Annotated in this window: 17 protein-coding genes and 31 tRNA genes; 8 read left to right on the top strand and 40 right to left on the bottom strand. The window is 66.8% G+C overall.

Translation table 11 applies throughout. The features are described 5' to 3' along the window. Positions 1-189: 189 nt before the first annotated feature. Both ABNF93_RS18475 and ABNF93_RS18470 read right to left on the bottom strand, forming a co-directional pair. Positions 190-564: a hypothetical protein gene (locus tag ABNF93_RS18475; protein WP_349329315.1), complete on the bottom strand. Its 375-nt coding sequence runs from the start codon at positions 562-564 to the stop codon at positions 190-192. A 515-nt stretch (positions 565-1,079) separates the two neighbouring features. Further along, complete coding sequence (locus ABNF93_RS18470; RefSeq protein ID WP_349329314.1) at positions 1,080-1,847, bottom strand: phytanoyl-CoA dioxygenase family protein; 768 nt, start codon at positions 1,845-1,847, stop codon at positions 1,080-1,082. Positions 1,848-2,454: 607 nt separating this feature from the next. Between ABNF93_RS18470 and ABNF93_RS18465 the strand changes: the two genes are divergently transcribed. After that, positions 2,455-3,711 carry an MFS transporter gene (locus ABNF93_RS18465; protein ID WP_349329313.1) on the top strand — a complete coding sequence of 419 codons (1,257 nt, stop codon included), beginning with the start codon at positions 2,455-2,457 and terminating at the stop codon, positions 3,709-3,711. 351 nt (positions 3,712-4,062) lie between these two features. On the opposite strand, the gene ABNF93_RS18460 is transcribed toward ABNF93_RS18465, so the two are convergent. Beyond that, a complete protein-coding gene (locus ABNF93_RS18460) occupies positions 4,063-5,556 on the bottom strand; it encodes an MDR family MFS transporter (protein ID WP_349329312.1) in 1,494 nt (497 codons plus the stop codon). Positions 5,557-5,986: 430 nt separating this feature from the next. Between ABNF93_RS18460 and ABNF93_RS18455 the strand changes: the two genes are divergently transcribed. The 4 genes from ABNF93_RS18455 to ABNF93_RS18440 all read left to right on the top strand — a co-directional run bounded on the left by ABNF93_RS18455 (position 5,987) and on the right by ABNF93_RS18440 (position 9,390). After that, entirely contained in the window at positions 5,987-6,532 is a 546-nt protein-coding gene (locus ABNF93_RS18455) for a DinB family protein (protein WP_349329497.1), read from the top strand. A gap of 37 nt (positions 6,533-6,569) precedes the next feature. Continuing rightward, the gene (locus ABNF93_RS18450; RefSeq protein WP_349329311.1) at positions 6,570-7,112 is read left to right on the top strand and encodes an NUDIX hydrolase; all 543 of its coding nucleotides are present in this window, start codon (positions 6,570-6,572) and stop codon (positions 7,110-7,112) included. 700 nt (positions 7,113-7,812) lie between these two features. Next, the gene (locus tag ABNF93_RS18445; RefSeq protein ID WP_349329310.1) at positions 7,813-8,526 is read left to right on the top strand and encodes a tyrosine-protein phosphatase; all 714 of its coding nucleotides are present in this window, start codon (positions 7,813-7,815) and stop codon (positions 8,524-8,526) included. A 306-nt stretch (positions 8,527-8,832) separates the two neighbouring features. Continuing rightward, on the top strand, positions 8,833-9,390 hold the full coding sequence (locus ABNF93_RS18440) for a hypothetical protein (protein WP_349329309.1): 558 nt from the start codon (positions 8,833-8,835) through the stop codon (positions 9,388-9,390). A gap of 272 nt (positions 9,391-9,662) precedes the next feature. On the opposite strand, the gene ABNF93_RS18435 is transcribed toward ABNF93_RS18440, so the two are convergent. The 35 genes from ABNF93_RS18435 to ABNF93_RS18265 all read right to left on the bottom strand — a co-directional run bounded on the left by ABNF93_RS18435 (position 9,663) and on the right by ABNF93_RS18265 (position 15,952). Then, positions 9,663-9,800 (bottom strand): hypothetical protein, encoded by a 138-nt coding sequence (locus ABNF93_RS18435; RefSeq protein WP_349329308.1) that lies wholly within the window; start codon positions 9,798-9,800, stop codon positions 9,663-9,665. Positions 9,801-9,851: 51 nt separating this feature from the next. Then, positions 9,852-9,924: transfer RNA gene (locus ABNF93_RS18430), tRNA-Cys, on the bottom strand. A gap of 50 nt (positions 9,925-9,974) precedes the next feature. Next, positions 9,975-10,047: transfer RNA gene (locus tag ABNF93_RS18425), tRNA-Arg, on the bottom strand. Positions 10,048-10,147: 100 nt separating this feature from the next. Continuing rightward, positions 10,148-10,223, bottom strand: a tRNA-His gene (locus ABNF93_RS18420). Positions 10,224-10,225: 2 nt separating this feature from the next. Continuing rightward, positions 10,226-10,298, bottom strand: a tRNA-Val gene (locus ABNF93_RS18415). A 4-nt stretch (positions 10,299-10,302) separates the two neighbouring features. Then, positions 10,303-10,376: transfer RNA gene (locus ABNF93_RS18410), tRNA-Ile, on the bottom strand. Positions 10,377-10,381: 5 nt separating this feature from the next. Then, positions 10,382-10,465: transfer RNA gene (locus ABNF93_RS18405), tRNA-OTHER, on the bottom strand. A gap of 7 nt (positions 10,466-10,472) precedes the next feature. Then, positions 10,473-10,543, bottom strand: a tRNA-Asn gene (locus tag ABNF93_RS18400). A gap of 5 nt (positions 10,544-10,548) precedes the next feature. Then, positions 10,549-10,624, bottom strand: a tRNA-Glu gene (locus ABNF93_RS18395). A 7-nt stretch (positions 10,625-10,631) separates the two neighbouring features. Then, a tRNA-Val gene (locus ABNF93_RS18390) sits at positions 10,632-10,703 on the bottom strand. Position 10,704: 1 nt separating this feature from the next. Next, positions 10,705-10,778, bottom strand: a tRNA-Met gene (locus ABNF93_RS18385). 1 nt (position 10,779) lies between these two features. Beyond that, positions 10,780-10,851: transfer RNA gene (locus tag ABNF93_RS18380), tRNA-Lys, on the bottom strand. Positions 10,852-10,894: 43 nt separating this feature from the next. Continuing rightward, positions 10,895-10,967, bottom strand: a tRNA-Arg gene (locus ABNF93_RS18375). Between the two features lie 10 nt (positions 10,968-10,977). After that, positions 10,978-11,049, bottom strand: a tRNA-Arg gene (locus ABNF93_RS18370). Between the two features lie 8 nt (positions 11,050-11,057). Continuing rightward, positions 11,058-11,128: transfer RNA gene (locus tag ABNF93_RS18365), tRNA-Lys, on the bottom strand. A 1-nt stretch (position 11,129) separates the two neighbouring features. After that, positions 11,130-11,222: transfer RNA gene (locus ABNF93_RS18360), tRNA-Ser, on the bottom strand. 23 nt (positions 11,223-11,245) lie between these two features. Then, positions 11,246-11,318 (bottom strand) — tRNA-Arg (locus ABNF93_RS18355). 4 nt (positions 11,319-11,322) lie between these two features. Continuing rightward, positions 11,323-11,397: transfer RNA gene (locus tag ABNF93_RS18350), tRNA-Ile, on the bottom strand. Between the two features lie 6 nt (positions 11,398-11,403). Further along, a tRNA-Ser gene (locus ABNF93_RS18345) sits at positions 11,404-11,489 on the bottom strand. 78 nt (positions 11,490-11,567) lie between these two features. Beyond that, positions 11,568-11,641: transfer RNA gene (locus ABNF93_RS18340), tRNA-Asp, on the bottom strand. Positions 11,642-11,646: 5 nt separating this feature from the next. Beyond that, positions 11,647-11,720, bottom strand: a tRNA-Leu gene (locus ABNF93_RS18335). Positions 11,721-11,797: 77 nt separating this feature from the next. Then, a tRNA-Thr gene (locus ABNF93_RS18330) sits at positions 11,798-11,869 on the bottom strand. Positions 11,870-11,872: 3 nt separating this feature from the next. Next, positions 11,873-11,950, bottom strand: a tRNA-Thr gene (locus ABNF93_RS18325). 6 nt (positions 11,951-11,956) lie between these two features. Further along, positions 11,957-12,030 (bottom strand) — tRNA-Leu (locus ABNF93_RS18320). Between the two features lie 17 nt (positions 12,031-12,047). Beyond that, positions 12,048-12,123, bottom strand: a tRNA-Gln gene (locus tag ABNF93_RS18315). A 47-nt stretch (positions 12,124-12,170) separates the two neighbouring features. After that, on the bottom strand, positions 12,171-12,614 hold the full coding sequence (locus ABNF93_RS18310; protein ID WP_349329307.1) for an HNH endonuclease: 444 nt from the start codon (positions 12,612-12,614) through the stop codon (positions 12,171-12,173). A gap of 61 nt (positions 12,615-12,675) precedes the next feature. Next, positions 12,676-12,749 (bottom strand) — tRNA-Leu (locus ABNF93_RS18305). A gap of 72 nt (positions 12,750-12,821) precedes the next feature. After that, positions 12,822-12,893: transfer RNA gene (locus ABNF93_RS18300), tRNA-Gly, on the bottom strand. Positions 12,894-12,904: 11 nt separating this feature from the next. After that, positions 12,905-12,976, bottom strand: a tRNA-Glu gene (locus ABNF93_RS18295). 42 nt (positions 12,977-13,018) lie between these two features. Continuing rightward, a tRNA-Phe gene (locus tag ABNF93_RS18290) sits at positions 13,019-13,091 on the bottom strand. A 49-nt stretch (positions 13,092-13,140) separates the two neighbouring features. Then, positions 13,141-13,213: transfer RNA gene (locus ABNF93_RS18285), tRNA-Pro, on the bottom strand. Between the two features lie 108 nt (positions 13,214-13,321). Further along, positions 13,322-13,395 (bottom strand) — tRNA-Trp (locus ABNF93_RS18280). A 79-nt stretch (positions 13,396-13,474) separates the two neighbouring features. Beyond that, entirely contained in the window at positions 13,475-13,603 is a 129-nt protein-coding gene (locus ABNF93_RS18275) for a hypothetical protein (RefSeq protein WP_349329306.1), read from the bottom strand. 592 nt (positions 13,604-14,195) lie between these two features. Continuing rightward, a complete protein-coding gene (locus ABNF93_RS18270; protein WP_349329305.1) occupies positions 14,196-15,686 on the bottom strand; it encodes a TROVE domain-containing protein in 1,491 nt (496 codons plus the stop codon). Positions 15,687-15,874: 188 nt separating this feature from the next. Beyond that, a tRNA-OTHER gene (locus ABNF93_RS18265) sits at positions 15,875-15,952 on the bottom strand. Between the two features lie 146 nt (positions 15,953-16,098). Between ABNF93_RS18265 and ABNF93_RS18260 the strand changes: the two genes are divergently transcribed. Further along, on the top strand, positions 16,099-16,326 hold the full coding sequence (locus ABNF93_RS18260) for a hypothetical protein (RefSeq protein ID WP_349329304.1): 228 nt from the start codon (positions 16,099-16,101) through the stop codon (positions 16,324-16,326). A 420-nt stretch (positions 16,327-16,746) separates the two neighbouring features. Next, positions 16,747-17,538, top strand: a complete 792-nt coding sequence (locus tag ABNF93_RS18255; protein WP_349329303.1) for a nucleotidyltransferase domain-containing protein — start codon at positions 16,747-16,749, stop codon at positions 17,536-17,538. A 620-nt stretch (positions 17,539-18,158) separates the two neighbouring features. On the opposite strand, the gene ABNF93_RS18250 is transcribed toward ABNF93_RS18255, so the two are convergent. Both ABNF93_RS18250 and ABNF93_RS18245 read right to left on the bottom strand, forming a co-directional pair. Then, complete coding sequence (locus ABNF93_RS18250; RefSeq protein WP_349329302.1) at positions 18,159-22,943, bottom strand: DUF5724 domain-containing protein; 4,785 nt, start codon at positions 22,941-22,943, stop codon at positions 18,159-18,161. Positions 22,944-22,945: 2 nt separating this feature from the next. Then, on the bottom strand, positions 22,946-23,347 hold the full coding sequence (locus ABNF93_RS18245; protein ID WP_349329301.1) for a hypothetical protein: 402 nt from the start codon (positions 23,345-23,347) through the stop codon (positions 22,946-22,948). 531 nt (positions 23,348-23,878) lie between these two features. Between ABNF93_RS18245 and ABNF93_RS18240 the strand changes: the two genes are divergently transcribed. Further along, on the top strand, positions 23,879-25,171 hold the full coding sequence (locus ABNF93_RS18240) for an alkaline phosphatase family protein (RefSeq protein WP_349329300.1): 1,293 nt from the start codon (positions 23,879-23,881) through the stop codon (positions 25,169-25,171). Positions 25,172-25,489 lie beyond the last annotated feature (318 nt).

Raw genomic sequence — 25,489 nt, 5'->3', positions numbered from 1 at the left:
CAGCCGTACGTCGGGGGTTTCCCCTACGGACACGCCACACAACCCCTCGACCCGTTCGTGCCGGTGGCCACGTGCGTCGGGGTCTCCCCAGACGCTCGCGAGCGGTTCCGCGTAGTGCTCCTGAATTGACGTGCGTGGGGGCAAGGACGTCGGGTGGACCTCACAGAGGAAAACAACGGGCCCAAGCACTTATGTCAGTGCTGTCATTCCTGACGGGAGGGCGGATGTACCCGCGATCGAGTGGTCAGTTTGTCGAACTGAAGTTTCTGGACGTTTGTTCGCCTGCTGTGCATGACGTGGCCCGGCGATCAACCGTTCTGTCACGCTGACCGAAGCTCGGCGAGCCGTTGCCGACAGTCGACGATCTTGCCGGCGACCGGCTGATCCGAGTCCTCGTAGTTGGGCACCAGTGCCAATGCTGGATGGCAGCGAGGCCCAATCCGCGTGGGTGGCGGCCAGGGTGCGTACTGCCAGTTCGGCGAACTCCGACGTGTTGTGGTTGACGATGCACGCCTCGATCCGCACTTCGTTCAGGTCGTTCGCTTCATCCTCATGCGTCTTCATCTGTTGCCTCCCTTCTCGAGAGCTTTCTGGCTGTGATCAGCGTGTCGGTCATGCGATGCGCGGTGCGGACCGTGGCGACCCCCGGTCCGTGCCTGGCGGAAGCGCACAAGTGGGAAGACTCTCCTCAGCGAACGCGGAAAGGATCGGCCATGCCGGCGTGGAAGTACATGCCGGTCCCTTGGTCGACCAGCCGGACCTGTGTTTGTTCGAACACCAGGAGGGCGTCGAACCCAGCGGCCATCAGCGAAAGCGACCGGCGTCGGCGTTCCACATCGTCTGCGCCCCACTGCTCGGCCCTAGAGCGCGCGTAGGACGACGCCCTGTTTTGCACGCACCGACGGTTCAGGTGGTCGGACGGTCCGAAAACGGCTTCCGCTACTCCTCGACGAGCCGACAGCTGCCCTCGACGCCGACACCGAACACCGCCTCTTCGAACACTGGACATCCGCGGCAGCGCAAGTAACATCGCGCACCGTGCGCCCCGGCTGACCGCTCCGGCCATGGCGTGCTCGACCTCAAGCAGACACCGGAGCGCCCTTGATCAGCATGATCCGCGGCCGGTCGAGCGCGTTCGGTGCGACGGCATGAAAGGTGTCGCCACGCATAAGGAACGTGTCGCCTGCCTGCCCGGTGATCTCGACTACGCGGAGCGGAACGCCATCGACGACCGGTCCTTCCTCGAGGTAGCGGCTCCGTCGCTCGATCCCAGGATCAGGTCGGCGGCTCCAGAGCTCCGCGAGCCACGGGTGGCGGGCGCCCACCAGCTTGCGTTGGGCGCGATTCTTGACGTCGTGCTGGCCGTATCGCCGTACCAGCTGGTGCGAACCGGTGAGGATCAGCGTTCCGCCGCCGCGGGGTCGCAGCTCCGCCAGGACGACGAACACCGTGACCGAGCGCGACCGGCCATGCTCGTCGGGAGCGCGGTCGACGTGCCAGCCATCGGTCGGCAACGCCCATGGCGCGTCAGACACCCGGTAGGTGACTGCTGGATTGCCCCAATGCCGCGGGCGCTTCCAGCCGTCCGGTCCGAACAGCTCATCCAACGCCACCGGTACGGCGCTGTCGAGCACGGCGTCGAACACGCCAGCTCGCTTGAGCGGCTGGTAGCCACCTGGATGCTCGGCGAGGTACTCGTGCTCGCTGTTGTGGCGGATCGCTTCCTCCGACGTGAGGAACTCGCGGACCCGTTCGGCCATCCGCTCGGCGTCGGCCCGCGGAACGGCGCCCTCCAGCCTGAGCAGGCCCTGCTCGTCGAACGCCACCCGTTGCTCGTGCGTCAGCATCTCCTACCTCCTCCTGAGATGCACTCCGAGAAAACGAAAGCACCCGGAGCCACGCGACACGTGAGTCACGTGGCTCCGGGTGCTGGAAGAAGTCAGTGTCCCGGAGCGGGATTTTTGGTTGTCGGCTCCGACGCTAGCCGCCCGCACGTGGAACCGCTACCGAGTTTCCACAGCCCCTGTCCAGCAAAGGCGTATTCGGGTCCCACGCTCGGCTGAGCGTCGATCGGCTCGCCGTACGGACCGCGCGGTCGTGACCGCTGTTGACGCGATGGACCATGATCGGCCGCCTTGTCAGGCACGCATGTGGCGCGCGGATCCTTACGCGGCATCCCCTGATCAAGAGACCGGCGAGGAGATCGCGACCTGCGTCAGCTGCGCTGTTGACCGGTGGGGCGTTCCGCTGTCAGCGGATGTGATGGACATCGCCGGTGCCAACTCCGAGACTTGCAGCGCGTTGATCCGCATGAAGGAACCCGGCCGGAGTGGCGACCACTGGAGCAGATGTGTGGATACCCGAGGAGGGCACGGACAGGTACAGGTTCCACCGACGTCTGATCGTGTCCGTCGCCTTGTTCGAGCTCTCTCGCCACACGGAAGGCCGAAGTCGTTGACGAGCACTCCTGGGTCCGCGTCGACTCCCCTGCGCAAGAACCGCGACTTCATGGTGTTGTGGACCGGACACGCGATCTCATCCCTGGGAACAAGCATCGCCATGATCGCCTATCCCCTGCTGGCGCTGCTGGCGACCGGTTCGGCGCTGACGGCCGGCATGATCGCCTTCGTCGGGATGGCCGCTGGTGCGGTTCTGCGGCTGCCTGCCGGAGTGTTCGTGGACCGGCTCCCACGCAGGGCGCTCCTGGTCACGTGCGACGCGATCAGGGCGGTGGCCACAGCATCGGTTGCCCTGGCTGTCGTGGCCGACCGTCTGAGCATCGCGCACCTCGTCGTCGTAGCCGTCATAGCCGCGGCGTGTGACGCGTTCTTCGATCCTGCTCAGATGGTCGCTGTTCGGCAGGTCGTGCCCACGACACAGCTGCCGAACGCCATGGCGCAGAACGAGGCGCGCGGTCACCTGGCCGCCCTCGGTGGCCCGCCCCTGGGCGGCCTCCTCTTCGGTGTCGCGGCCGCCCTGCCGATCGCAGCACAAGCGGCAAGCTTCATGACCAGCGGTCTCCTCATCCGCTCGGTCAAGCGGAGACTGCACGGCGACGAAGGGCGACAGACGAACCCCCGGCCGCTGCGCCAGGACCTCCTCACTGGCATCCAGCTGGTGTGGGCCAGCGCATTTCTGCGAGTCACGCTGCTGTGCGCGGCGGGATATCAGCTCATCTTCCCCGCTGTCATCCTTGTGGTGATCGCGTCGACCAGTGCACGGGGGGCGCCAGCCGTCGAGATCGGCGCGGCCCTCTCCCTGGCCGGCATCGGCGGGATACTGGGGGCCTGGCTGTCCCCGCAAATCCAGCGACGACTCCCACCTCCCGTGCTGGTGTGTCTCTTCGGCGCGACGGCCACGCTCGCGCTGGGCGCCCTGATGTTCGCGTACAACCCGTTCGTTATTGGCGCCCTTCTGGCACTGACGTACTTCACCTCTGCCCCGGCCAACGGGATGCTCGCCGCGGTCCAGATCAGCATCACTCCACCAGAGATGCAAGGACGGATGCTGAGCGCGGTCATGCTCGTGGCCAGCCTCGCGGCGCCGTTAGGTCCCCTCGCCGGCGGATGGCTTCTCCAGGACTTCGGCGCGCGCGTGACATTCGTTGTGCTCACCTGCATGTCCGCCGCCATCACCGCCACGATCCTCATCAGTCCCGCCATCAGACACATGCGCTCGCCCGCTCTGAACGATCGGGAGAACCACGGCTGACCACCCGGCACGCCGGAGTCCTGAGGGCATGTCCGTTGGCCTGACGGTCATGAGGGTGTGGTGACGCCCTCTGACTTACCGTTGCCGGATTTGCAGCGCACGCCGGAGGTACTTGTGCTGGCCCGATCACGCGGTATTCCGGTGCCCCGCTACGAGTTGATCGTCCCGCTTGCTGACCGCACGTTAGTGGTGCAGGAACGCTTGCAGTGGGTTGGTTGTCGGTGCCCCTCGCAGGGACCAACGCCCGGCTCCTACGCGACTGGATCGACGAAAGCTACCGGAACGTCGCGCCGCGCAGCCTAATCCCCAGACTAAACGCCCGCTGCCTCGTCCCGGGTGACGGTCGTCGGTTCAGCGGGTGGGCTGGAGCTCGTCGTCCAGTTCGTCGTACGGCCCCTCCTGCGAGTCGTACGCCTCCTTGTCCGGGCGGCGCGGCATGCGTAGGGCGGTCGCGACAACGACGATCGAGATGACGGCGCCGACCAGGAAGGCGAGCCGCATCCCGTCGAGTTGGGCGGCGCCGTCGGTGACTCCGTTGGTGATCAGTTGGTCGGCACGAATGGTCATCACCGTGACTGCCAGCGCGGTGCCGAACGCCGCGGCGACCTGTTGCAAGGTGGCGACTATCGAGCTGCCGTGGGAGTAGAGGTGTGGCGGCAGGGCGCCCAGCCCAATCGTGAACACCGGTGTGAAGACCGCGGCCAGGGACAGCATCAGAAGGATGTGCAGCCCGAGCACCTGCCAGTACGGCATCGTCATGGACACCTGGGTGAAACCGGCGAGCGCGGCCACGATCCCGGAGGAGCCAGGGATCACCAGCACCCGCCCACCGAACCGGTCGAACAACCGCCCGACGATCGGGCCGAGCAGACCCATGGCTATGCCGCCGGGCATCACCAGCAGGCCCGTCTGCAGCGGGCTCAGGCCGCGGACGTTCTGCAGGAACAGGGGTAGAAGGATCATCGAACCCAGCATCGCCATGAACGCCACCGACATCAGGACCAGCGCCTTGGCGAATGTCGCGTGCCGCAGCGTACGCAGGTCCATCAGGGGCGAGCCAGCGCGCTGCAGACGCAGCTGGCGCACCACGAAGACCCCGACCGCCGCCAGCCCGCCCACGACGAACATGACCGACCTGCCGGCCCCGCCCTCGGCGAACTGGGTGAGTCCATAGACCAGCGCACCGAAGCCGACGGCAGCCATCATCACGCTGAGCCAGTCGATGGTGCTGAAATGCGGCTCGCCGACGTTCTGAAGGCGACGCAGGCCGAACCAGGTGATCGTGCCCGCGATCGGCAACACCAGCAGAAAGAGCATGCGCCAAGAGCCGTGCTGCAGGACGAGACCCGAGACTGTCGGCCCCAGAGCGGGGGCCACCGAGATCGCCATGGTCACGTTGCCCATCACCCGACCCCGGTCGCTCTCGGGCACCACGGTCATCAGGGTCGTCATCAGCAGCGGCATCATCACCGCCGTGCCGACGGCCTGGGTGATGCGGCCGAGAAGAAGCACCTCGAAGACGGGGGCGGCTGCGGCCAGCGCAGTCCCGGCGAGGAAGACACCCATCGCGGTGGCGTAGGCGCTGCGCGTGGAGACCCGCTGGAGGAACCAGCCGGTGACCGGGATCACCGCGGCCATGGTCAGCATGAACCCGGTGGAGACCCACTGCGCGGCCTGCTCGGTGACGTGCAGGTCGGCCATCAGCCGCGGGATCGCGTTGAGCATGATCGTCTCGTTGAGGATCACCACGAACGTCGACAGCATCAGCAGCCGGATCACCGCGGGGGTGCGGCCCCCCGCGTCTGCGGTGTCCGTCAGGACGCGGGCGGGTCGGTCGGCAGGCATGGGTCCTCGCACGGGGTCGGTGTCGGTATCGCAGCCGGTATCCCGGCTGAGGGCCTCATAGGTCGCAGTCATGCTGGTTCAGACCGGCACACCGCCGACAACTCATCGATGCCGACATACATTCCTGAAACCGACTGATGGATCCGAGTCGGCATCTCCGGTGGAACGACGTTCCGGGCAACCGTCCCGTCAGATTGCCCGAAATGCGCCGATCGTTACGTACGCCATGCAACAGCTGCCCAAGCACTCGCGGGCCCTCACCGGACCGACCTGGGAGAGAAATGGTGGGTGCCAACGTCGATCTGCCCACCACTTCTCTTTGTTGATCATGAAAGTTGATGATCCGGTGGCTTCTGCCCTTCGAAGGCGATCCTCACCTGCACACGGCTGATGAAACCCGGGGTACGAGGACGTCCAGGCCCGTGGCTTCCTGGACCGCGTACTGCCGACCGACGACGCGGAGATTCGCCGCCCGATGACTCGTACCGGCACGAACCTGTTGGGTATCGTCAAGCACGTCCTGGGTGGCGAGTGCAACTACCTGGGCGAGACCTTCGGAAGACCCGCGTCGCAAGCAGGTATCCAGTTGCCGTGGTGGGAGGCGGCCAACGTCCAGGAGACCCTGCACACCGGCGGTGATATGTACGCGGTTCCCGGCGAGTCGACCGAGTACATCGTCGACCTCTACCGCCGAGCGTGCGCCCATGCTGACCAGACCATCACAGAGCTCGACCGTAGCGACATCGGCACGGTTCCCCATAACGGGGAGACACTCACTCTCCGGCAAGCACTCGTACACACCATCTTGGAGACAGGCCATCACGCCGGGCACGCTGACATCGTGCGCGAGCTCATCGACGGATCGGTCGGAGAGAGAGGAGAGCGCGTCCCCGATGAGGCTCGGTTCCAGGAACACTACAAGCGCGTAGCAGCATCGGCGGAAGCTGCTGAGCAGGCATCGAACGAACCTCGATAGTAAGTCGTGCCTGCGGGTGTGAGGGAGTCTGGTCTCTGTGGTCGAGGAAGTCTTGTGGTCGACGACGCAGCCGGCGATGTTCAAGGTTCCCCACCGGATTGAGCTGGTGCGCTCGGCTGTGCTGCCGCCAGTGGACAAGATCACATCCGCGTTCGTGCTCGTTCTCGATCGTTTCGAGCGTGTCCTCATGGCCTACGTCGACCGGCCTGGCCGGGGCTGGGATGTACCTGGTGGCCATCTTGAGCCCGGCGAGACACCACACACGGCCGCTGTCCGCGAACTGAGGGAAGAGACCGGGTTCGTCCTGGCTGAGGAGGACCTATCCGTCGCTGGGTGGACGCGCATCAGTCTTGATGAGCGACCGGCGGGCTACCGGTACCCCTATCCGGTCGGCTACATGGTGTTCTTCCTCGCTCGCGGCGACCACGACGGCCCGGCGACCGAACCCGAGGCTGATTCTGAGTGCACGGCCGCAGACTGGCTGACCACCGCTGAGATCGAACAACGATGTGTTGACCCGGACTGGCTGCCCCTGCTGAATGAGCCACAGCGTGGCGGGAACGAGGCCGACGCTCGGTGAGCCCGAGGACGGCCCCAGGGCGGCCCGCAGGGCGTGGCCGTGCGGCGCGCCGAGGATTGTCGGTTCTTGAGCAAATAGGAGGCAGGCGCAGCAATCAGAAGGTCAGCAGGGCTCAGCCCCCATGCCTCACGTGCTGCGCTCACGCCACTATCGATGCAGTGGGCGTAAATCGCCAGCAGGACCTTGAGACTATGCCCCGCCCACTCGACGACCTGGGCGGCGCCGACGCCAGCGTTGAGCCATGTGCTGACAGCCGTGTGACTCAGGTCATACGGACGCCTCCCGAGCGGAGAACGGACCTGGGCACGGCTGGCCTGACGGACCGGACGATGCTCTGTACGTCTACCGGATGGCCACCATGCGCCGCGCCGCAGGACGCAACCTCGGTGCACGCCTCCTCGACTGGACCGGCCACCAAGCAGCACAGGCCGGCCACAGCTGGCTCCGCCTGACGTCCACCGCCACAACCTCGAACTCCAGCGCTAACCGATACGGCGTGGAGTCATGGGCGAAGCCAGCCCTGCGACTGTTGACGCTGGGATCAAAACGGGCCGACGTGTTTCCTCCATTCCATTTTTCGCAGGTTTGCGTGGCAACTTCAAGACTTATGTTTCGGCGTTAGGTGGCGCAGACTCGTCTCCCGCGGAGCAAGTCTCATCGACTCGGCCAACCGGCGGTCGAAAGGAAGAGGTACAGATCTGTGACAGGACCCATGCGTCTGCAGTGGCCAAACTGTCTCAACGTCCGCGATCTCGGTGGCCTACCCACGACCGACGGTCGCCAGATCACGACAGGGGCGCTGATCCGCTCCGACAATCTCACACGACTGACAGAAGCCGGGGTCGAGGCGGTGCGAGAGGCCTCCGTGAGCCGCATCATCGACGTTCGGACGCCCCCGGAATGCGAAGGCGATCCGTCTCCCTTCGCCAACGACCAGCTCTACCGCAACATGCCGCTCTACCACGCCGACGATCCTTACGACCCGACCCAGACCATCGACCAGCAATATGTGGCGATGCTCGACCTCAACCCCGACCTCATCGCCGCCGCAGTCGGCGCGATCGCGGACGCGCCGACCGGCGGCGTAGTCGTCCACTGCCATGCCGGTAAGGACCGCGCCGGGACCGTGGTCGCGTTGGCCCTGAGCCTCGCGGGAGTACCGCCCGAAGCGGTAGCCGCGGACTACGCGGCCTTGGACGACCGGATGCGCGTGCATTTCGACGAACAGCTCGCCCTCATCAGCGACCCGACCGAACGGAGCCAACTGGCCGAGTCGTTCACCGCGAGACCGGAAACGATGATCGCAGCACTCAAGCACCTCGAAGACAAGTACGGCGGCACCGAGCAGTACCTCCGTCAGGGAGGCCTACACGACCATCAGCTCAACGCGCTGAGAGCGCGGCTTGTGGCCTAGCGATGGCCTGGACGGCGAGGCGCGAAGGTGCCTTCGCGCGCTCGACCGTTCGAGGTGCGCCCTTGTTGTGTCTGTGGTGATCCAACCTTCGTGGAGGTAGGGCTCATGGAATTGTCGAACGTCCTGTGGATTGGTGGACCGGCTGGAGCTGGCAAGACGACGGCCGCCCGGCATCTGGCGCGACGTCACGGCCTGCGCCGGTACAGCTCCGACACCCAGACATGGGTGCATCGCGATCGCGCACTCGCAGCCGGCGTCGAGCTGCCGGCCCGTGGCCCGGGCGCCGAGTACTACGACCGCAAGCCGATGATCATCGACGACCTGCGCTCTTTGCCGGCAGCTCCGCTGATCGTGGCAGAGGGAGGACCGATCACGCCGGCGATGGTGAAGCCGGAAAGCCAGGCCGTCTGGCTGATCCCGTCGAGGGATGTCCAAGTCGCCAGACTGCAGGTGCGGCACCGGGGGGACGTGCCCTGGTCGTACCTGCAGAGCTTGGAACCAATACTGGAACAGCTCGCGGAAACCGCCATCACGACGATCTTCGTTGATCCGCTCACCGTCGAGGAGACGATCGCCGAAGTCGAGCGTGTCTTCGCCCATCGCATCAGCGAAGGCCCTACAGCCGTCACATCCGAGGAGAACCGGAGGCTGCTCCGGGACGCGAACCAGGCGCTCGTGAACCAGTACGCCAGCCGGTCGACGCGCCCACTTGCCCCCATCGAATCGGACAAGGTGGTCCGCACCTTCGACTGCGAGTGCGCCATGAGAACATGCGCCGCCTTGGTCGACCTAGCGATCGGCGACGCGGCAGCGGCAGTGACGAGCACTCCCCCTACGATCCTGGCCCCTGGCCACTCCGCGTAGATCGCTCGCGTTCCCCTTGCCCGTGGGTGCGACGTAGGTGATCCATCCGCTGGTTGAGTCGGCGCCCCGCGCTAGCACCAGGAGTGCATCCAGGTCATCACTTGGATCACTGCCCACCTGCACGAATTCACTGCCGTCGCCTGCACCTCGTCGATGTTCAGCACCCAACGGGGCGTGGGTGACCGCTCACGGAGGTTGGCGCCGATCCATCCCTAGGCGGACACCAGCTCCGGCCAGTTCTGGATGACGGGAACGTAGCCCTCGAGTGCGTTCTAACCGGCATGGACGTCGGCCGCCTGGCCGTGCGGGCCGGAGAACAGCTGGGCGTATCTGTAGATCTCTATCAGGCGCCACTCGGCCCGGAACAGCTCGTCGCGCCGCATTGATCGCATCTCATCGCGACTCGTCACCGTGGACGGCTGAAGTCTGCGGGCGAGATCCCCACAGTGGATGGCGTGCCGAGGCCGAACCGGGATTCGAACCCGGGTACACGATGTTGCAGACCGCTCCCTCACCAGACTCGGGCATTCGGCCATGCCGGCGTACAACAACGGCTTCGATCAACCCTGCCATATGTTCATGAGCGCCCCCGGCTGGACTCGAACCAGCGCAACCCGCCGTCGGAGGACGGTGCTCTCTCCGCTGAGCTACGAGGGCATAGGCAGTGCGTCGTGCGCGCCCCTGGTGCCGACCCAGGTCTGCAACGAGTTGCGGCGGCTTTACAGGCCGCTGGACGTGCCGCCGTCCACGACGCGCATGGGGTGAGTGTCGGGACTCGAACCCGAACCTTCAGGACCACAACCTGACGTGCACCACCGGTACACCACACCCACCATGCCCGCACCAGGGATCGAACCTGGGCCCTCCTCGGTGTAAGCGAGGCGCTGCTACCGCTGAGCTACACGGGCGAGGTACGCCGTGTCGGAATCGAACCGACCACGGCCTGCATATAAGGAAAGCCTCACCGACCAGGTGAACTACGGCGCCCGGGCGGAGGAGGTGGGATTCGAACCCACGACGGGACTCAACCCGTACACCGCTTCCAACGGCGCTTCCGTAACCAGCCGGCTCCTCCCCTACTGCTCCGGCGCCTGGACTCGAACCAGGACAGGCGGCTTAACAGGCCGCTGGGCTGCCATTACCCGACACCGGAATGAGTAGCGCGGACGGGACTCGAACCCGCAACGTGTCCTGCTTGAAAGGCAGGCGACTCTCCCCATTCGTCCACCGCGCCATACGTGTGCCCCGAGCTGGGATCGAACCAGCGGCCCCCGCCATGTCGAGGCGGTGCTCTCCCGCTGAGCTACCGGGACGAAGCGGGTGTGGGAGTCGAACCCACCTGTCACGGCTTATGAGACCGTCGAGCACAACCGGTACTCCTACCCGCCGTGCCGCCCCGAGGAATCGAACCCCGTCAGTCCGAATTAAAAGTCCGGTGCCCAGCCATCAGGCGCGAGCGGCATCATCACACAGAACGGCCGGCGCCGGATCAGCAGCGCTCGGGTCTCCCGCCCGGGAGTCGAACCCGGACAACCCGCCTTAGGAGGACGTTGCTTTCTCCATTGAGCTAGCAGGAGTTTTGGACGGCGCGGCATCCAGGGATCGAACCTGGCGCACAAGGCTTAGAAGGCCGAGCAGCGCATCCAGCGCACATGCCGCGAGTTTCGTACGCCGTGAAGGAATCGAACCTTCGTCTACCGATTAAGAGTCGGCAGCTAAACCACTCAGCTAACGGCGCATGGCGGAGAGGAGGAGGGTCGAACTCCTACGGGGATCACTCCCCCAACGGTTTTCGAAACCGCGGCCGGCGCCATCTCTCGGCTGGCCTCTCCACAATCGATACTGGCTCACTGCGTACCCCTGGAACGATTCGAACGTCCAACCCCCGGATTCGTAGTCCGGTGCTCTCTCCGTTGAGCTACAGGGGCAAGGTGTCGCTGGGTGGGCTCGAACCACCGCATCGCCTCGTTATCAGCGAGGTGCCTTCACCAGCTCGGCCACAGCGACGCAGGGCGGAAGCGGCAGGATTCGAACCTGCGCGGGGAGAACCCCTCCTCATTAGCAGTGAGGTGCCTTAGACCAGACTCGGCCACGCTTCCAAGAATTGAGGCGACCACTGAGCCCGCGACCGAGCGACCCTCGACTGCGGCCCGCGGTCGGCCCGTGATCGATCGGGGCGGTGCCGACGGGGCTCGAACCCGCGACCTCTGCCTTGACAGGGCAGTGCTCTCACCTTCTGAGCTACGACACCATGCGTACCCGGGACAGGAGTCGAACCTGCAACCCACCGGGTCTAAGCCGGCGGCCTCTTCCAGTTGGGCTACCCGGGCAGGGTGGACAACCTCGGTATCGAACCGAGCAGGCGCCGCTTGCAAGGCGGCGCTGCACACCTGTGCGTCGCCCGTAGAGCCAGCGGCGAGGATCGAACTCGCTCCCCCGCGTTACGAATGCGGTGCACCACCAATCGTGCTGCGCTGGCCGGTGGAGCCGGCGGTGGGACTCGAACCCACACACCTCCGGGGTACAGGCCCGGTGCGCCTACCTGTGGCGCCTCGCCGGCGTTCCGTGCCCTCGGCGCGATTCGAACGCGCACTGACCAGCACCTCGGGCTGGCGCCTCTCCCTGTTGGGCTACGAGGGCGGGATCGGCGGATGCGTTGGCTCCCGGACGAGGATTCGAACCTCGATCGCCTGATCCAGAGTCAGGTGTCGCTACCGATTGGACGACCCGGGACCGGACCAGGGTGACCGGCGGGGCTGCGCTCCCCGCCGGCCACCCGGTCAGCGCCTGGCCATTGCCGCCCACGACGGGACGACCGGCTCCCGCCGCAGCCTCATACCCGCCTCGGCGGGGGTGCGGTCTCCTTTGGCGCCGTTGCAGCCGCTGCAGGCAGCCACCGTGTTGGCCCACGTGTTGCGGCCACCGCGGCAGCGGGGAACCACGTGGTCGACCGTGTCCGCGACCCGGCCGCAGTAGCCACATGTCTGCCGGTCGCGAGCCAGGACGCCGCGCCGAGACCAGACCGGCCCGGTGGTGTACCGCCACCGCGTGAACACGTACCGGACGAGACGCACCACCGTCGGCACTGGCCACGCCCCGATCAGCCGGTCGGGCACCGCCTCATGCACCTCAGCGACCCGGCGGACCAGCATCCCCACGGCATGTCGCAGGCTGACCCGGTGAAGCGGGCCGAGATCGGCGTTGATAACGAGTACGGTCTCCACCAGGTTCTCCTCTCCGGTTGTCGTACCAAGACAGTGCTCTGCCCGATGAGCTACAACGGCGTACCGCAGGCGGGAGTCCAACCCGCAATGAACCGATCTTGAATCGGCCGCCTCTCCCAGTTGGGCCACCGCGGCAAGGGGAGGAAATGCTGAGGGCCGAGTGCTGGTGGGGGCCGAGTGTCCTTGGTCACGCGGTTCCGGCACCTGAGCGGCCACGGAGAATTGAACTCCGATCCTCTGGGTGGAGGCCAGACGCTCTGTCCATTGAGCTATAGCCGCGAGATACGACGTCGCCGATGCGGGACTCGAACCCGCTGCTCCAGGGTGAGAACCTGACGACCTAACCCATGGTCGAATCGGCGGTGAATCGCGCCGCGGTAGATGTGGCCTTCTCCGCGGCGGCGTGCCCGTCCCGGGCGTCGAACCCGGATCCTCCGGCTCTTCACGCCGGCGCTCTGCCACCTGAGCTTGGCGGGCAACGAGCCCTCACATGCATCTTGACCCCGGTTCTCGCCGGCAGATGCTGTCGGGATGCTCGGACTCGAACCGAGGACCCTCCGCTCCCAAAGCGGATGCGCTCCCTGCTGCGCCACATCCCGTCGTTGCCCGGCCGGCCGTCAGACGTCTGCCGGCCGGGCCCTTCATGCATGCCATCCACTGTGGAGTTCTCAACAATCGACGCCGCCGGCGCGCAGCCGGAGCGGGAGCACGGGTGGTAGGAGTTGAACCCACATGTGGCGGCTTTGGAGACCGCTGCTCTGCCTGGTTGAGCTACACCCGCAAGTGTTCCTTGCCGTACAACAGAGAAACGCCGCCCGATCCCTGTCTGGGTGGGCGGCGTTCGCGCTTCGGAGATGCGCTTACGTTCGCCGCCTGCCCAGGTTCAGCTTCTCGCTGGCGTAGGAGAGGACGGGTCGACCGAAGATCGCGACGACCACCTCGCCGCACGGCATGTGCCACTGCGTATCGCATGAGGTGTGCCACGACATGTCGCTTCTCCTGGTCTGGTTGATGATTGGTTCGGCAACAACAGTAGGGCCACTATGCGGCCATCAACAACTGAATTATAGAAGGTGATAGGCATCAACTCTCTGGGAAACCGGACTGACCTCGTCATCAATGCAGCATCCGGGCGACACTGGGTCGAGTCGTTCGACGGTAGCCGCCTCACTGCCCAGCGGAAGTCACTCGGATGGACCCGGTACGGCTGGCCGAATCGATCTACGACCTACACGCCGCCGACACAGGCAGCCCGACCGACGCTGCTCGGCGATACGCACGCTCGTCGTGCAGGTCTCTTGCTACGAGTCGGACCCACCCCGCGGACGCCCTGCCGGGCATGAGCCGCGGCCTTTACGCCCATGTTGAGCGGAGCCGCCGAACGCTCGTCCAGCCTCAAACGGCAACTCTCGCGAAGGTCTTGCATGTCGATCCACCGACGATCAGGCGACTGGCCCGCCAACGACGAAAGCCACCCCAGCCCGGATAGCCCGTACGAACCCGCCGTACTCAACAGATCCGACACGGCGCGGGCTCTGGCGCCTACCTGCGCACAGGTACGCGCCAGAGCCCACACCACCTTCAGAACGGCCAATCGGCGTTCCTACCCGCCTCGAGCAACGGCACCATCCGGAACGCCTGGTCGGTCAACCCACCGAACGTGTGCCGGTTACCCCCACCGGACGGACCGTGACCGTGCCGATACCCAGCCAGGTTCCACGTATACACAGGAACATCGGCCGGCACCTGCCGGGTCGGCTCCTGTCCGTGATAGCCGCCCCACGTCTGCTCGTCCGTGACGATCACTACCCGGTCGTGGCGCTTGTACCAGGACCGGACGGCCTCGGCGGTGTTCGTACCACCCCGAGGACCCCAGAACCGCTCCACGATCCGCAGGATCGAGTCACGGCGCCGGAACCGCACCCGGGCACTGGAGTCGTCGAACTGCACAAGGTCAGCATCAACGCAACGAAGCGCCAGAGCCGCACCGAAGACCGTGGCCGCATCAGCACACGTGAGCTGCGACCGACCGGAAAGTTGTCCAGACATCGACCACGACTGATCCACCAGGATCAACGTCCGCCCCGACAGCTGCGGCACGTTGCCCAAGGAGTGCCCGAGCGCCGTCTCCAACGCGTGTGCCCACCGCAGCGACGGGGCCGCCCGGTACGCGGACAGGAACCGCATCGGCAGTTGCCGTGACCGCGCCACCTGCTCCCGGTCAGCCAACTGTGCAGCGACAGCAGCCGCAACCTCGTCGGAGACGCCGGCGTCGTCGAAGTTCCGCAGGTTCCGAAGCCGCGCCATGTACCCCATGTCAGGAAGGACGGACTCCCACGCGTGGGCGTCCATCGGGCCCTGCAACCATCCCGCCAGCGCCTCCCAGGTCATCCCGGACAGCCGGAACAAGTCACCACCGACCAGGCCACGCCGCAGTTCGACCGGAATGCCCATCAGGTCACGCCGCGCCCGCAGTGTCGGGAGCGAGTCCGGCAGGATGTTCTCCCGGCCGTGTCGCCGATCCAGGGCATGGGCGAACAGGTCGCCCTGCCACGGCTTGTCCGCCGCAGGCGTTGGATGAACGAGGTCGATGACGTCTCCGAACCGGAATCCCTTCGCGTCGGTGTCATACTTCAGCAGCGACCGCTCGGTGTAGAGCCGGCGCACCGCATCGGCGATCCCCCGCTTCACCGGCTTCGGGATCGCCCGGCCATAGCGAGACATCCAGTACGCCAACGCCTCCCCCGGCTCGTCAGCGCGCTGCAGCACCGACGACACGATCTGACGAGACCCAGGGACTCCAGAGGGCGCCATGGTGCGGGCAGCCTCCAGCGCGGCAACAATCGGCGCAGTGCGCATGTGGGCCTCTCGCCGCAACCACGGCAGGAACCGCCCTAGCCAGTCCGGGTCCGCACCAGCCACATCGCCGACGAGAGCACGGAACCGGGCGTCACGATCCGACGCCACCTCGTAGAACGTGTCTTCGCCGACCATGTTCACCACCGAGAGCAGAAACAGCTCGCCCCTAGCATCGCGCCCGTAGCCGGGCGCACCCTCAACGGTCGCACCCATAGGTACGGCCTCGGATCGGACCGGGCTCGACACGGCTGCTGCACGCGTGGTCTTGGTGTTGAACTTGGCCATTGGTCTCAACCACTCTCTACCGCGAGGAGAGACGCACAACTTCAAGAAGATGCCCGAGATCAAAGCCGACTGCGGTGACGAAAGTGCTCTGCCATTGAGCTACAAGCCAGTTCCCCTGGCCAGGCAGGACTCGAACCTGCAACCTCTCCATTAACAGTGGAAGTAACCGCCGTCTTCGCACCGGGCATCTTCTGTGAAGTTGTAGGCCCCCCGAGATCAAAGTCGGTGCCGGCACAGTTTCTTTCCGAGAGAAGTAGCCGGAACCTTCGCACCGGGAGTGCGGGAAGACCATACCGGCAGCCCGCACGGCAGCGCAACACAGTTGCGCTACTCTGTTTCGGTGCCCGAACCGAGACAACGCATCACCGCGACCACTCGCCGATACGTCGCAAGCGCCGAAGCGCACGCAGCCGACCGGCGAGCCGTGATCGAAGCATGCCTCGCCGCACTCCGCGCCGGCGTCCCACCCACCGAGGTCGCCGCACTCTCCCCCTTCACCGCCGCCTACATCCGCCGCCTCGCCCGCGAAAACGGCATCCCGCCCCCTAGCCACCGCGCGATGCGCTAACGCATCTCAGGTGCCCCTGTGGCTGGTGATGCACGGGTCGTGGCTGATATGTAGATGCCTTTTCTCAAGGGAGCAGGCGAATTGTGGTTCTGGCGTGGAGTCCAACCCTGTGGGGGTTTCCGTTCCCCCGACAGCTGGGCTTGGCCCTGAGGCCTCGATCGAGCACGTCCGCCAGTACTGCCGGTCGGTGTGCCAGCCGACACGCGTCCGACCGGCACCAGAGGTCGGATGCGCTCCAAGAGCCAGCCAGTCAACGAGCTGTATGCGGTTCCTATTGGGTCCAAGATCAACTACCAGTCGACCAGCGGCTTGGCGGTGCATCCGGGCTAAGTCTGGAGGGTCAACAGTGTTCGACCCAGGTCGAAGTATGCCCGTGCGCCCGGACGAAACCGACACCTGCGCGTCGATAGCATGGCCACCATGTCCGAACAGCCGAACGTCGATTACGGCGACCGCGGCGTGGCGCTCCCCAATGAGATCCTGCGCTCCGTCGTCGGTAGCGGCGTGCACGGCATCGCGATCGAGGGCACCGACGACCACGACGAGATGGGTGTCTACATCGAGCCGCCCGAATGGGTCCTCGGTGTCGAGCGGCATCGCGAGGACTACATCTGGCGCACGCAGCCCGAAGGTGTGCGCAGCGGGCACGGCGACACCGACCTGGTCCTCTACTCGCTTCGGAAGTACTTGCGCCTGGCGATCAAGGGCAACCCCACCGTGATGTTGCCGCTGTTCGCTCCCGAGGAGTCGCTGGTCGTCGTCACACCTCTGGGCGAAGAACTCCGCAGCCTGCGCACGGCCTTCATGTCGCGACTCGCTGTCGAACGCTTCCTCGGCTACATGCGCTCCCAGCACGAACGGATGCTCGGCCAGTCCAAGCGCAACGTGCCCAACCGGCCGGAGCTGATCGAGAAGTACGGCTGGGACGTGAAGTACGGCAGCCACGCCCTACGGCTCGCCTACCAAGGCTTCGAGATCGCCAGCACCGGAAGCCTCAGCCTGCCGCTGCCGGATCGCGAGCGCGCCCGCGTACTCGCGGTCAAACGAGGTGAGGTCGACCGTGATGAGGTCTCAGCCGAGATCTCCCGCATGGAGGACGCGGTGCGGACGCTGCTCGACCAGGACCGTTCGCCCCTTCCCCACACCGCCGACCTCGACCGGATCAGCGCATGGGCCATCGACACGCAACGGCGGCACTGGCAGTGGACGTGAGACCTCGCCGACCAGTGAGACCTGAGGGTCCGCGCAAACTCGGTTCGCGCCCGGGTCCGTGCTGCGCGATCCCCGCCGGGTTCCGATCGCCCGCTGCGAATGCGGCGAGTACGGCAGCGCGTCGACGGACGTGAACATCGTGCGCGAGGGCGAATTCGTCCACTGGGACTGGCTGATCAACGTTCCCATGCGGCACGGCGTCACCTTCAATGCGCAGCAGTACGACGCAGAAGTCGCCCGCATTGGCTCGGACCACGGTGGGGAGCGACCGCAGGACACGACTGCGCGGCTGATCCTCGCACGCGCAGATCGCGACTTTGCTCGGTCAGCGTGGGTTGCGGATTCTGTGGGCAGCAGCCGACTGCCGCGACGCGTCCAAGTTCGTCGTGTCGTTCACGACCGTGGACAACAAGTTCCAGGTATTCGTCCGTGTGGAAAGCAGAGGGAAGTCACCCGACGAAGGTTGCGGCCGAAATGTTGGCTCTCCTGGGGAAGCCACCCTCGAAGTGGACGGCAAGCTTCCACACCATCCAACCGCAGGTCACGACGCGCCCGGCGATGGCCGGATGGCAGTGGAAGAGGGAACAGGTCGGCTTGCGCTAGGCAACGTTTCCGCGGCGCTAACCCACCAACTGCTGGAGGATCGTCGGGTCCTTGATCTTGTCGTCGCATGCCAGAAGAACAACCTTCGCTACGATCTCGGCGGTCCGGGGGTCGTCGTCCGCGAACGGAAGGAAGACGCGGCTGCGGTGCTGGGCGGAGACCGGCACGATGCACACCGCGTTGCCGGGGACCCGGTGCACGACGCCGGAGCCAAGGTGGATCGAGTAGGTGCCGAGGGTGCCCTTGACGCGCACGTGGTGGCCGCCGACCTCAACGTTGGCAATACCGAGCATCGAGGCTGTCTCGTCGACCAGGCGACCGCGCATGGCGATCGAGGACTCCGACGCCTCGGGGTCAACGCCGCTCGCGTGTGCCACGGAGACGACCAGGTCGAGGTCGCGCATGGTTTCCGAGAACACCCGGGCAGGGACGTCAGCGAGCGGCAGCGGCTGCCACTTCCCAGCTGGGTGGAAGGTGACGTCGTCGATGGTGGCGTCCTCGACCTCGGTCGGGGAGCCCCAGCCGTTGACGAGGTGGCACCACGCGGTGATCTTCTGCTGGTGGAACGTTCGGGAGAAGCCTTGCTCGAAGTCCGCGACCCAGCCGCGAGAGGTGAAGATCCCGCCGGCCTGTCGAGCCTCGACCTGGTGTCCTCCGTACCTGCGGGAGCTCACGCCGGCTTCGTCGCGTTCGTTCGCGTTGAGCGTGTAGAGCTCGCGGAAGAGCTGTTTGAAGGGTTGCCGTCGTTCGCCAACCATCAGCGCGTGCTGGAAGTCCGGCCACTCTCCCGAGGACAGGAGGTCGATCGGGTGCGCGACCCGCAGAGCGCCGACAGCGACGCGTTCGGCACCGTCCGGGGCGGACAACGTGGTGCCGTCAAGCGGGAACCCAACGATCCCCTCGATGTCGACGAGGACGAGGTCGCGGAGCATCGGGCCGAGGATCGGGTGTCGCAGGAGGTCCGCCAACTCGTCCGGGACGAAGGCATCCCCGAGAACGCACCCCGATTCCAGTGACGTTCGCATGCGACGGATCTGTTTGCGTAAGGTCGTCGCCCGGTCTCGGAGTGCGGCGATCTCCGGCACCTTGGCGCTCTTGGCCGGGACGGACTTGAGTGGCTTGCCGGCCCGCTGGACTGTGAGCTCGGGGGATCCGGAGGCGTCGATGGCGAGGGCCACGACCAGATCGCCGTCTGCGGCAGTGACGGGGCCGTCGGCCAGGTCTCGGACCGGCTGCGCTTCCATGGCCCACACCAGTCGCTGGGGGTCCCGGAATCCGGCGGTGCGGGCGAGGTTCTCCAGCCCAACCTCGACGGCAGTGGATTCGGAGGCCCGCCGCTGAGAGCCCGAGGTGCGGTCGGAGGCAACGAAGCCGCGGAGAAGTTCGTATCGGTCGAGCAGCGCCTCCTGATTCGGGAGCGGGAGCAGGCCGAGGGCGCGCACCGAGTCCTGACGGCGCTTCTCGCGGATACGTTGCACGACCTCCCCTTCGTCGATCGTCCCCAACAGGGCTGTGGCGAACAGCTGTGCACGCTTGTGGCCGCCCGAGGACGAGGCGTACTTCGCGGCCTTGAGCACTTGGTTGAACCGGTCTTCTCCGAGCGTGCCGATCACGTCGTGGAACCATGCGACATCCGCGGCACCGTTGACGAGGTCAGTCGCGTCCAGTGGAGTGCGCTGGCTGACTTCAGTGGCCCACTGGGCGCGGATCTCGGCGTCGACGGACCAGCTGTCGTCCTTGGTGTGCGCGTGCACCCACCACACGGCCGACTCGAGTCCGGTCCATCCGAGGTGTTGCTCGAGCAGACGGGACCACTGAGGTGCGTAGACAGCGGTCTCGATGAGCCGCTGGTCGGAGATCTCGGCTTCCTTGGCAAGCCGGCCGAGCGCGGCGGCGGAGTCGTCCGCTAGCGGTTGGTTGACGCGAATGAGGTGAGAGAGGCTGCTCTCGCGCGACTGGGTCCAGGCGTAGGCACGGGCGAACGGCCTCTTTCCGAGTGCGGCGAGGCATTGCACGAGCTGCTGCGCGCCGTAAGTGGTGCGCAGGCCATGGGAGGTCTCGGAGAGCTCGGTCGGCAGGTCTCCGCGAGCGACCTCCGCGGCGATGACGGCGGCCCGTACTTCGGAGACGACGCCTTGAACTCTGGCGCCCGCGGCCCAGGGCTCGGGTCGGAGTCCGGTGAGCACGCGCAGGGCGTCTTGCCGTGGCCCATGGGAGAACCAGTGGTGGACGCGGGGTGCGACCACGAGGGCGTCGATGAGGTCTGCTCTCGTCGCGGCACCCCGGTTGAAGGCCTCGACGAGGATCCGGGCGGGGGTTGGCCAACGATCGGGCTGGTTGGGAACCTGCACGGTCCCACCGGCGCGGCCATAGGCGTCGCGGACGTCGACCTCGACCTTCGGGCCGTCCCAGCGGTCAATGGTCCCCTCCGGCTCGTCGATGAACCTGAGCGCGCGCCAGAGCCGAGCCAGCTGGTCGTCGGTCAGCCCGGTGGGGTCGATGAAGCCTGGGCTGCCGCTGAACAGGTCCTCGAAGGTGGTGCGATCGTCCGCGCCGATCGGGTTGCCCCAGCGATCCCGTTCGAGGCGCCGGCCGCGGCGCTCCAGGACTTCCGCTGGAGCGCGGAGCCCGTCGACCGGCAGCGCAGCGGCGGCCGTCTCCAGGAAGCGGACAAGGGGCTCGGCCCAGGAATCGCGGCTGGCGTGCTGGCCGATCGCTCGGAATGCCTGCCACTGCAGGGCGTTGACGTCGGCCTTCGGAAACTCCGCTGCCACCGGCCCTACGAGGGTTCGGGTGACATCGACCGCCCATCGTCGGTTCACCCGTGGAATATGCGACAGAAGAGCAAGCTCGAGTCCGCCGTCGGTGAGCTGCGGCTGGATGCGTTCCCACCACGGGCCGAGGATCTCCGGAATGGGAAGGGCACCGTCCTTGCCGACGTGGATCCATCGGATGTTCGCCAGGAGTTCGACGCCTTGGTAGGTCTGGACCTCGACGTCCGCGTGTTCGGCGAGCCAGCCGCTCAGCGAGGTCCACGCGAGCCGACACCGGTCGTGGTGTCGCTCCCAAGCTGCGGGCGCTGGGGCGATGGGGCGCTGAGCAGGCGTGCGGTCGGCGGCGTTGAAACGGATCGCCGAGGTGGCCTCGTTCGTCTGGCCGGCGGTTGCTTCGCTGCGGCCGACGAGTTCGTCGGCGGCTCGCTGCTGGTCGGCAGTCCCGGATGCGAGTCGCTCGATCGAAGCGGCAAGCGCGCGCGGATCTCGCTTCCGGAGAATGGACAGCGCGGTCGTGCGCAGGTCGGCCGCCTTGCGGCTGAGCGCGTCCTCCAGAAGCCGGGCCTCGCCCTCGGAGATCGCGGGAAGCGACTGCAGCGCGCCGCCGACGGTGTCACGCACCATGGTCGAGCGATCAGCGACAAGCGAGAACAGCGCCGCCCTGTTGCTGGCCGGATCCTTGGCGTACTCGCGGGCCGCGACCCAGCGGCCGTTTGCGGACGCCGCGCCCACGAGCGCCAGGTCGAGTTGCCGGTCGCCGGAGTGACAGATGAGCACGTCCGCGGCGAGGGTGCTGCCGACCTTGCGCGGCAGGGTGCCGATCAGTCCGGTGTCGACGTCCTGGATCTTGCCGAGCGTGCGGACCCGCTCATGGAGGTTGGCCCGGACCGGTTCTGGCATCGGCACCGGAGATTGCTCGAACCCGTACGCGTGGGCCGGCCACGCGGTCACGGCGGCTGCGTACACCGGAAGGGACAGGTCGGAGATCGCGCGGGTCAGAGCGGCACCGGTAGCGGGGATTGCGAAGTCGGTGAGCAGCCGGGCGGCCGCCAGCCGGGTGCGCTCGTTCGGGTTGCTCTGCAGGGATTCGGCGGCGGCGATGGCCGCGTGCACGTCGCGGACCGCCAGGGACCAGACGCCGAGGAACGCGGACACGGGGTCAGCTTCGGCCAGGGCTGCGGGTTGTGGGGGCTGCCGGAGATGGTCGCGGATGATGGCCACGGCGTCGGCGACCTGCTTCTCCTGCCGAACCGTGAGGTCTTCACCGATCCAGACGCCCAGCGCACGCACGGTCCCGGCGAACCTGGCGAGCCGATGCTCGACGACGAGGTCAAGAATCCGGGCGAATGCATCGGGATGGGCGAGATCAGCGGCCTCGAGGATCGTCTGGCGCAGTCCCTCGGAGCGTTGTGCGGCGACGAGGCGCCGCTCGACTTCCGCCCAGGCGGCGGGGTCGGGCGATGAGAGGAGTGCGACGTACGCGTGCTGCGACGGGCCGCTGATGTCGTGCTCGCCGCGAATGCACGCGGTGAGGATCTGGGCGACGTCCGTGTTGCCGTGGGCGACGGCGGAGGCGAAGAGCGAGCCCAACGGGACGTGCTGGCCCAAGTGCAGCGCCCATGCGGCCTGCCATTCCAGCGGCTGGGGGTACTGCAGGGCGTGTTGCAGGTACTGGCGCAGCTCCATCCAGCGGGTGTCGAGGGAGTCAGCCCGGTCCGTGGACCGGTAGGCGCGCCGCTGCCAACCCCGCTGATAGGGCTGCTGCGCTGACCACTCCCACCAGCGCGCGAGATCCTTCCCGAGTTCCGGGGTGATGGCGCTGAGCACCTTCTCACGCTTGGGGAGGCTGAGTTCGTCGAGCCGCCGGGAGATGGGTCGGCAGGGGCGCCGGGTGTCGGCCAGGACGGCGACGATGTCGGTGGCGAGCTTGGGCGCCAAGAGCTTGTGGACGCGTACGCCCTTGGTCCGGTCGCCCTCGGACGCGACGTACTTCTGCAGCGCTGCCCGTGCGGCATCACCCGACAGCATGCTCAGCCCCCTGCCAGGGCGACCAGGCGGATCAGTCGCAGTGTCGAGTCTGGACGGACCACGACCGGCGCCTCGAGCTCCTCGACCTGGACGTCGTCGATGAACACAAAGAAGAGGCCGTCCGTGAAGGCCTCGACGGTTCGCTCAATTGCCTCAGCCTCGGGTGGCGGGGCCGCGACCGCACGGTTCTCGCGGCCGTAGACGCCGGTGTCGACGCCGCGAGCGAGGTCCGCAGGAGTCAGCACCTGCAGGGTCTTGCTGGCCGTTCGCCGTTGTTCGTAGGAGGCCAACTCATGACGCACGAGCGCCGAGAGGAGATCTCGCAGCGATCCGATATCGGCGGGCACCGCGACGTGCAGGGACTCGGTGTCCTTGCTGCCGACGACCTTGGTCTCAACGATCACGGCCCCACCCTGGCATCCGTTGGCCGCTGTTGGGACGATCTCGGGAGGAAGCGTGGGTGAGTTGCTGCCACGGCGAAGTGCCCACCGGCCAGCTCAAGCCCGACGGTCCCGCGGTCACAGGTTCCCCAGGTCGAGCGGGCGCGCCGCGGCCGCGGCCCGTTCGGCCGCCGTGGGTTGGCGCGGCGGCTGCCTTGCCGAGGCTGTCGTACCCGGATCTGGTCCCTCAGGTACCCAGCCAGAGGTTGGGGTCGTCGGCTGCGGGGTGCTGCTGTCACAGATCGAGGTAGTCGCGGATTACCTGGACGGTTGCGGGGCCGACCGGGATGGTCCGGCTTCGGCCGCCCTTGCCGGAGCGGATCGTGAACCGAGCGGCCGGCAGGTCGAGGTCGGCTGCGCGCGCAGCGCCGAGGATCTGGCCGAACGTCTGCTGTCAGCCATCTATGGCCGCCGGATTCTCGACGGCCTTGACCGTTTGCGGACCGTTCATCCAATCGGCGCCGGCTGGGAGCGTGCGGCTTCTACGGTCGCGCCATGTCCACTACTTCGCTGTCCCGGCGCGGCGTCCTCGCCGGCGCGGGCGCCGTGGCTGCGGCGCTCGCATCGCCGCTCGACGCCGTGCCTGCGTACGCCGCCGCCAAGCGCGGCCTGCTGATCTTCGTCGCCCTCGACGGCTTCGACATCGACTACCTCGACGGTCGGGCGCCGATGCCGAACCTGATGTCGCTGGCGCGGCTCGGCTCCGTGACCACCAACACCGGCGTGATGGCCAGCATCACCAACCAGTCATGGACGGCGATCTCGTGCGGCGCCAACCCCGACCGCACCCGCAACGCCGCCTACTACTACGACGAGACGGCCGGTGTCGCCCGTGGCCAGAGCCGCGACAGTGCGGTCGAGGGACTCGCCCAGGCGTGGCGACCGCAGGGCATCCAGATCGGGTCCGCGCAGTGGTTCATCCTGCAGGACAAAGGCATCGCGTACGGCGACCCTGACGGCCTCTACACCCAGCCCGGCGGACGGATCAGCGCGCGCGTCGACGACGCGATCGCCATGCTCACCGGGCAACCCGTCAACAGCGGCGGCACGATGGTGACCATCACCCGGCGACCGGACTTCCTCGCGGTCTACTCCAGCGACCTCGACGGCGACGGGCACTCGTTCGGGCCCGACGACCCGCGGATGCTCGACACCATGCGCGAGACCGACGTCGAGCTCGGACGGCTGATCCGAACGGTCAAGGACCTCGACCTCTTCGGCCGGACGACCTGGGTGGTCACCGGCGACCACGGCATGACCGGCTGGAACACGCCGATGGCCGCTCAGGCGGTCGCCGCCCTCGCCACCGCGGGCTTTACGCCCGAGGTGATCGGGTCCGGTGGTCGGCCATCGCCGGAGACCGATGTCGTCCTGGTCTCCGGCGGCAGCATCGCGTCCGTGCATCTCCTCGGCGCGCTGGCCACCGACGCCGCCGCGATCGACCGTGCCCATGCGGCGCTTGCCGACGTCGAAGGTGTCGCGACTGTGCTGACCAAGACCGACCAGGCAGCGCTGCGGATGGCGCCCCAATACGGCCAGCTGGTGCTCGAACTGGCAGCACCGTACGCGCTGTCCTTCAACCCGCCAGCCGAGGGCTTCGACGGACGCCACGGCAGTCGCGCGGAGACCAAGGTGCCACTCATCTTGTCCGGCCACCGGATCCGGCCCGGGAGGCCGCCGCAGAACCCACGCCACGTCGACCTGGCCGCGACGATGTCGGCGATCCTCGGGATCGACCCACCCGCGCAGTCCGAGGGCCGGGTGCTACGGGAGTCGCTGTTGCTCTGATCCGCGGAAGTCCGGCAACTGGGCCCCCACGCAGCAGGGTCTGATGATCGTCTTTGTCTGAGCCTGCTGGTTTCATGGACACACGCCTGATCGGGAGGGCGTCCACGGCTCGATGCTCCGCGAAGATTTCATGGCGCGGCAAGGGCTTCAGCACCGCCATGGCGCCCCCCACCGTTGTGACGAGGTAAGCGCCCCACTCGCCACCTGTCAGCCGCCGCACCACAGACACACCCGCGGCCCGAGCAACGGCGTCAACATTCACCTCGGCATGACATCAGTGTCCACCGAACCGATCAGTCGACTTTCGAGCAGCAGCCG

The organism is Actinopolymorpha sp. B9G3 (assembly GCF_040120725.1).
Lineage (GTDB): Bacteria > Actinomycetota > Actinomycetes > Propionibacteriales > Actinopolymorphaceae > Thermasporomyces.
The sequence above is the reverse complement of the archived record's forward strand: the minus strand, read 5'-3'. Positions and strand labels throughout refer to the sequence as shown.

What these genes read in the sequence shown, in the direction of transcription:
- ABNF93_RS18270 (WP_349329305.1), bottom strand. Translation starts at nt 15,686, where the DNA reads ATGGGTGCGACCGTTGAGGGTGCGCCCGGCTACGGGCGCGATGCTAGG.
- ABNF93_RS18460 (WP_349329312.1), bottom strand. Translation starts at nt 5,556, where the DNA reads ATGCCTGCCGACCGACCCGCCCGCGTCCTGACGGACACCGCAGACGCG.
- ABNF93_RS18275 (WP_349329306.1), bottom strand. Translation starts at nt 13,603, where the DNA reads ATGTCGTGGCACACCTCATGCGATACGCAGTGGCACATGCCGTGCGGC.
- ABNF93_RS18440 (WP_349329309.1), top strand. Translation starts at nt 8,833, where the DNA reads ATGATCATCGACGACCTGCGCTCTTTGCCGGCAGCTCCGCTGATCGTG.
- ABNF93_RS18475 (WP_349329315.1), bottom strand. Translation starts at nt 564, where the DNA reads ATGAAGACGCATGAGGATGAAGCGAACGACCTGAACGAAGTGCGGATC.
- ABNF93_RS18250 (WP_349329302.1), bottom strand. Translation starts at nt 22,943, where the DNA reads ATGCTGTCGGGTGATGCCGCACGGGCAGCGCTGCAGAAGTACGTCGCG.
- ABNF93_RS18240 (WP_349329300.1), top strand. Translation starts at nt 23,879, where the DNA reads ATGTCCACTACTTCGCTGTCCCGGCGCGGCGTCCTCGCCGGCGCGGGC.
- ABNF93_RS18470 (WP_349329314.1), bottom strand. Translation starts at nt 1,847, where the DNA reads ATGCTGACGCACGAGCAACGGGTGGCGTTCGACGAGCAGGGCCTGCTC.
- ABNF93_RS18255 (WP_349329303.1), top strand. Translation starts at nt 16,747, where the DNA reads ATGTCCGAACAGCCGAACGTCGATTACGGCGACCGCGGCGTGGCGCTC.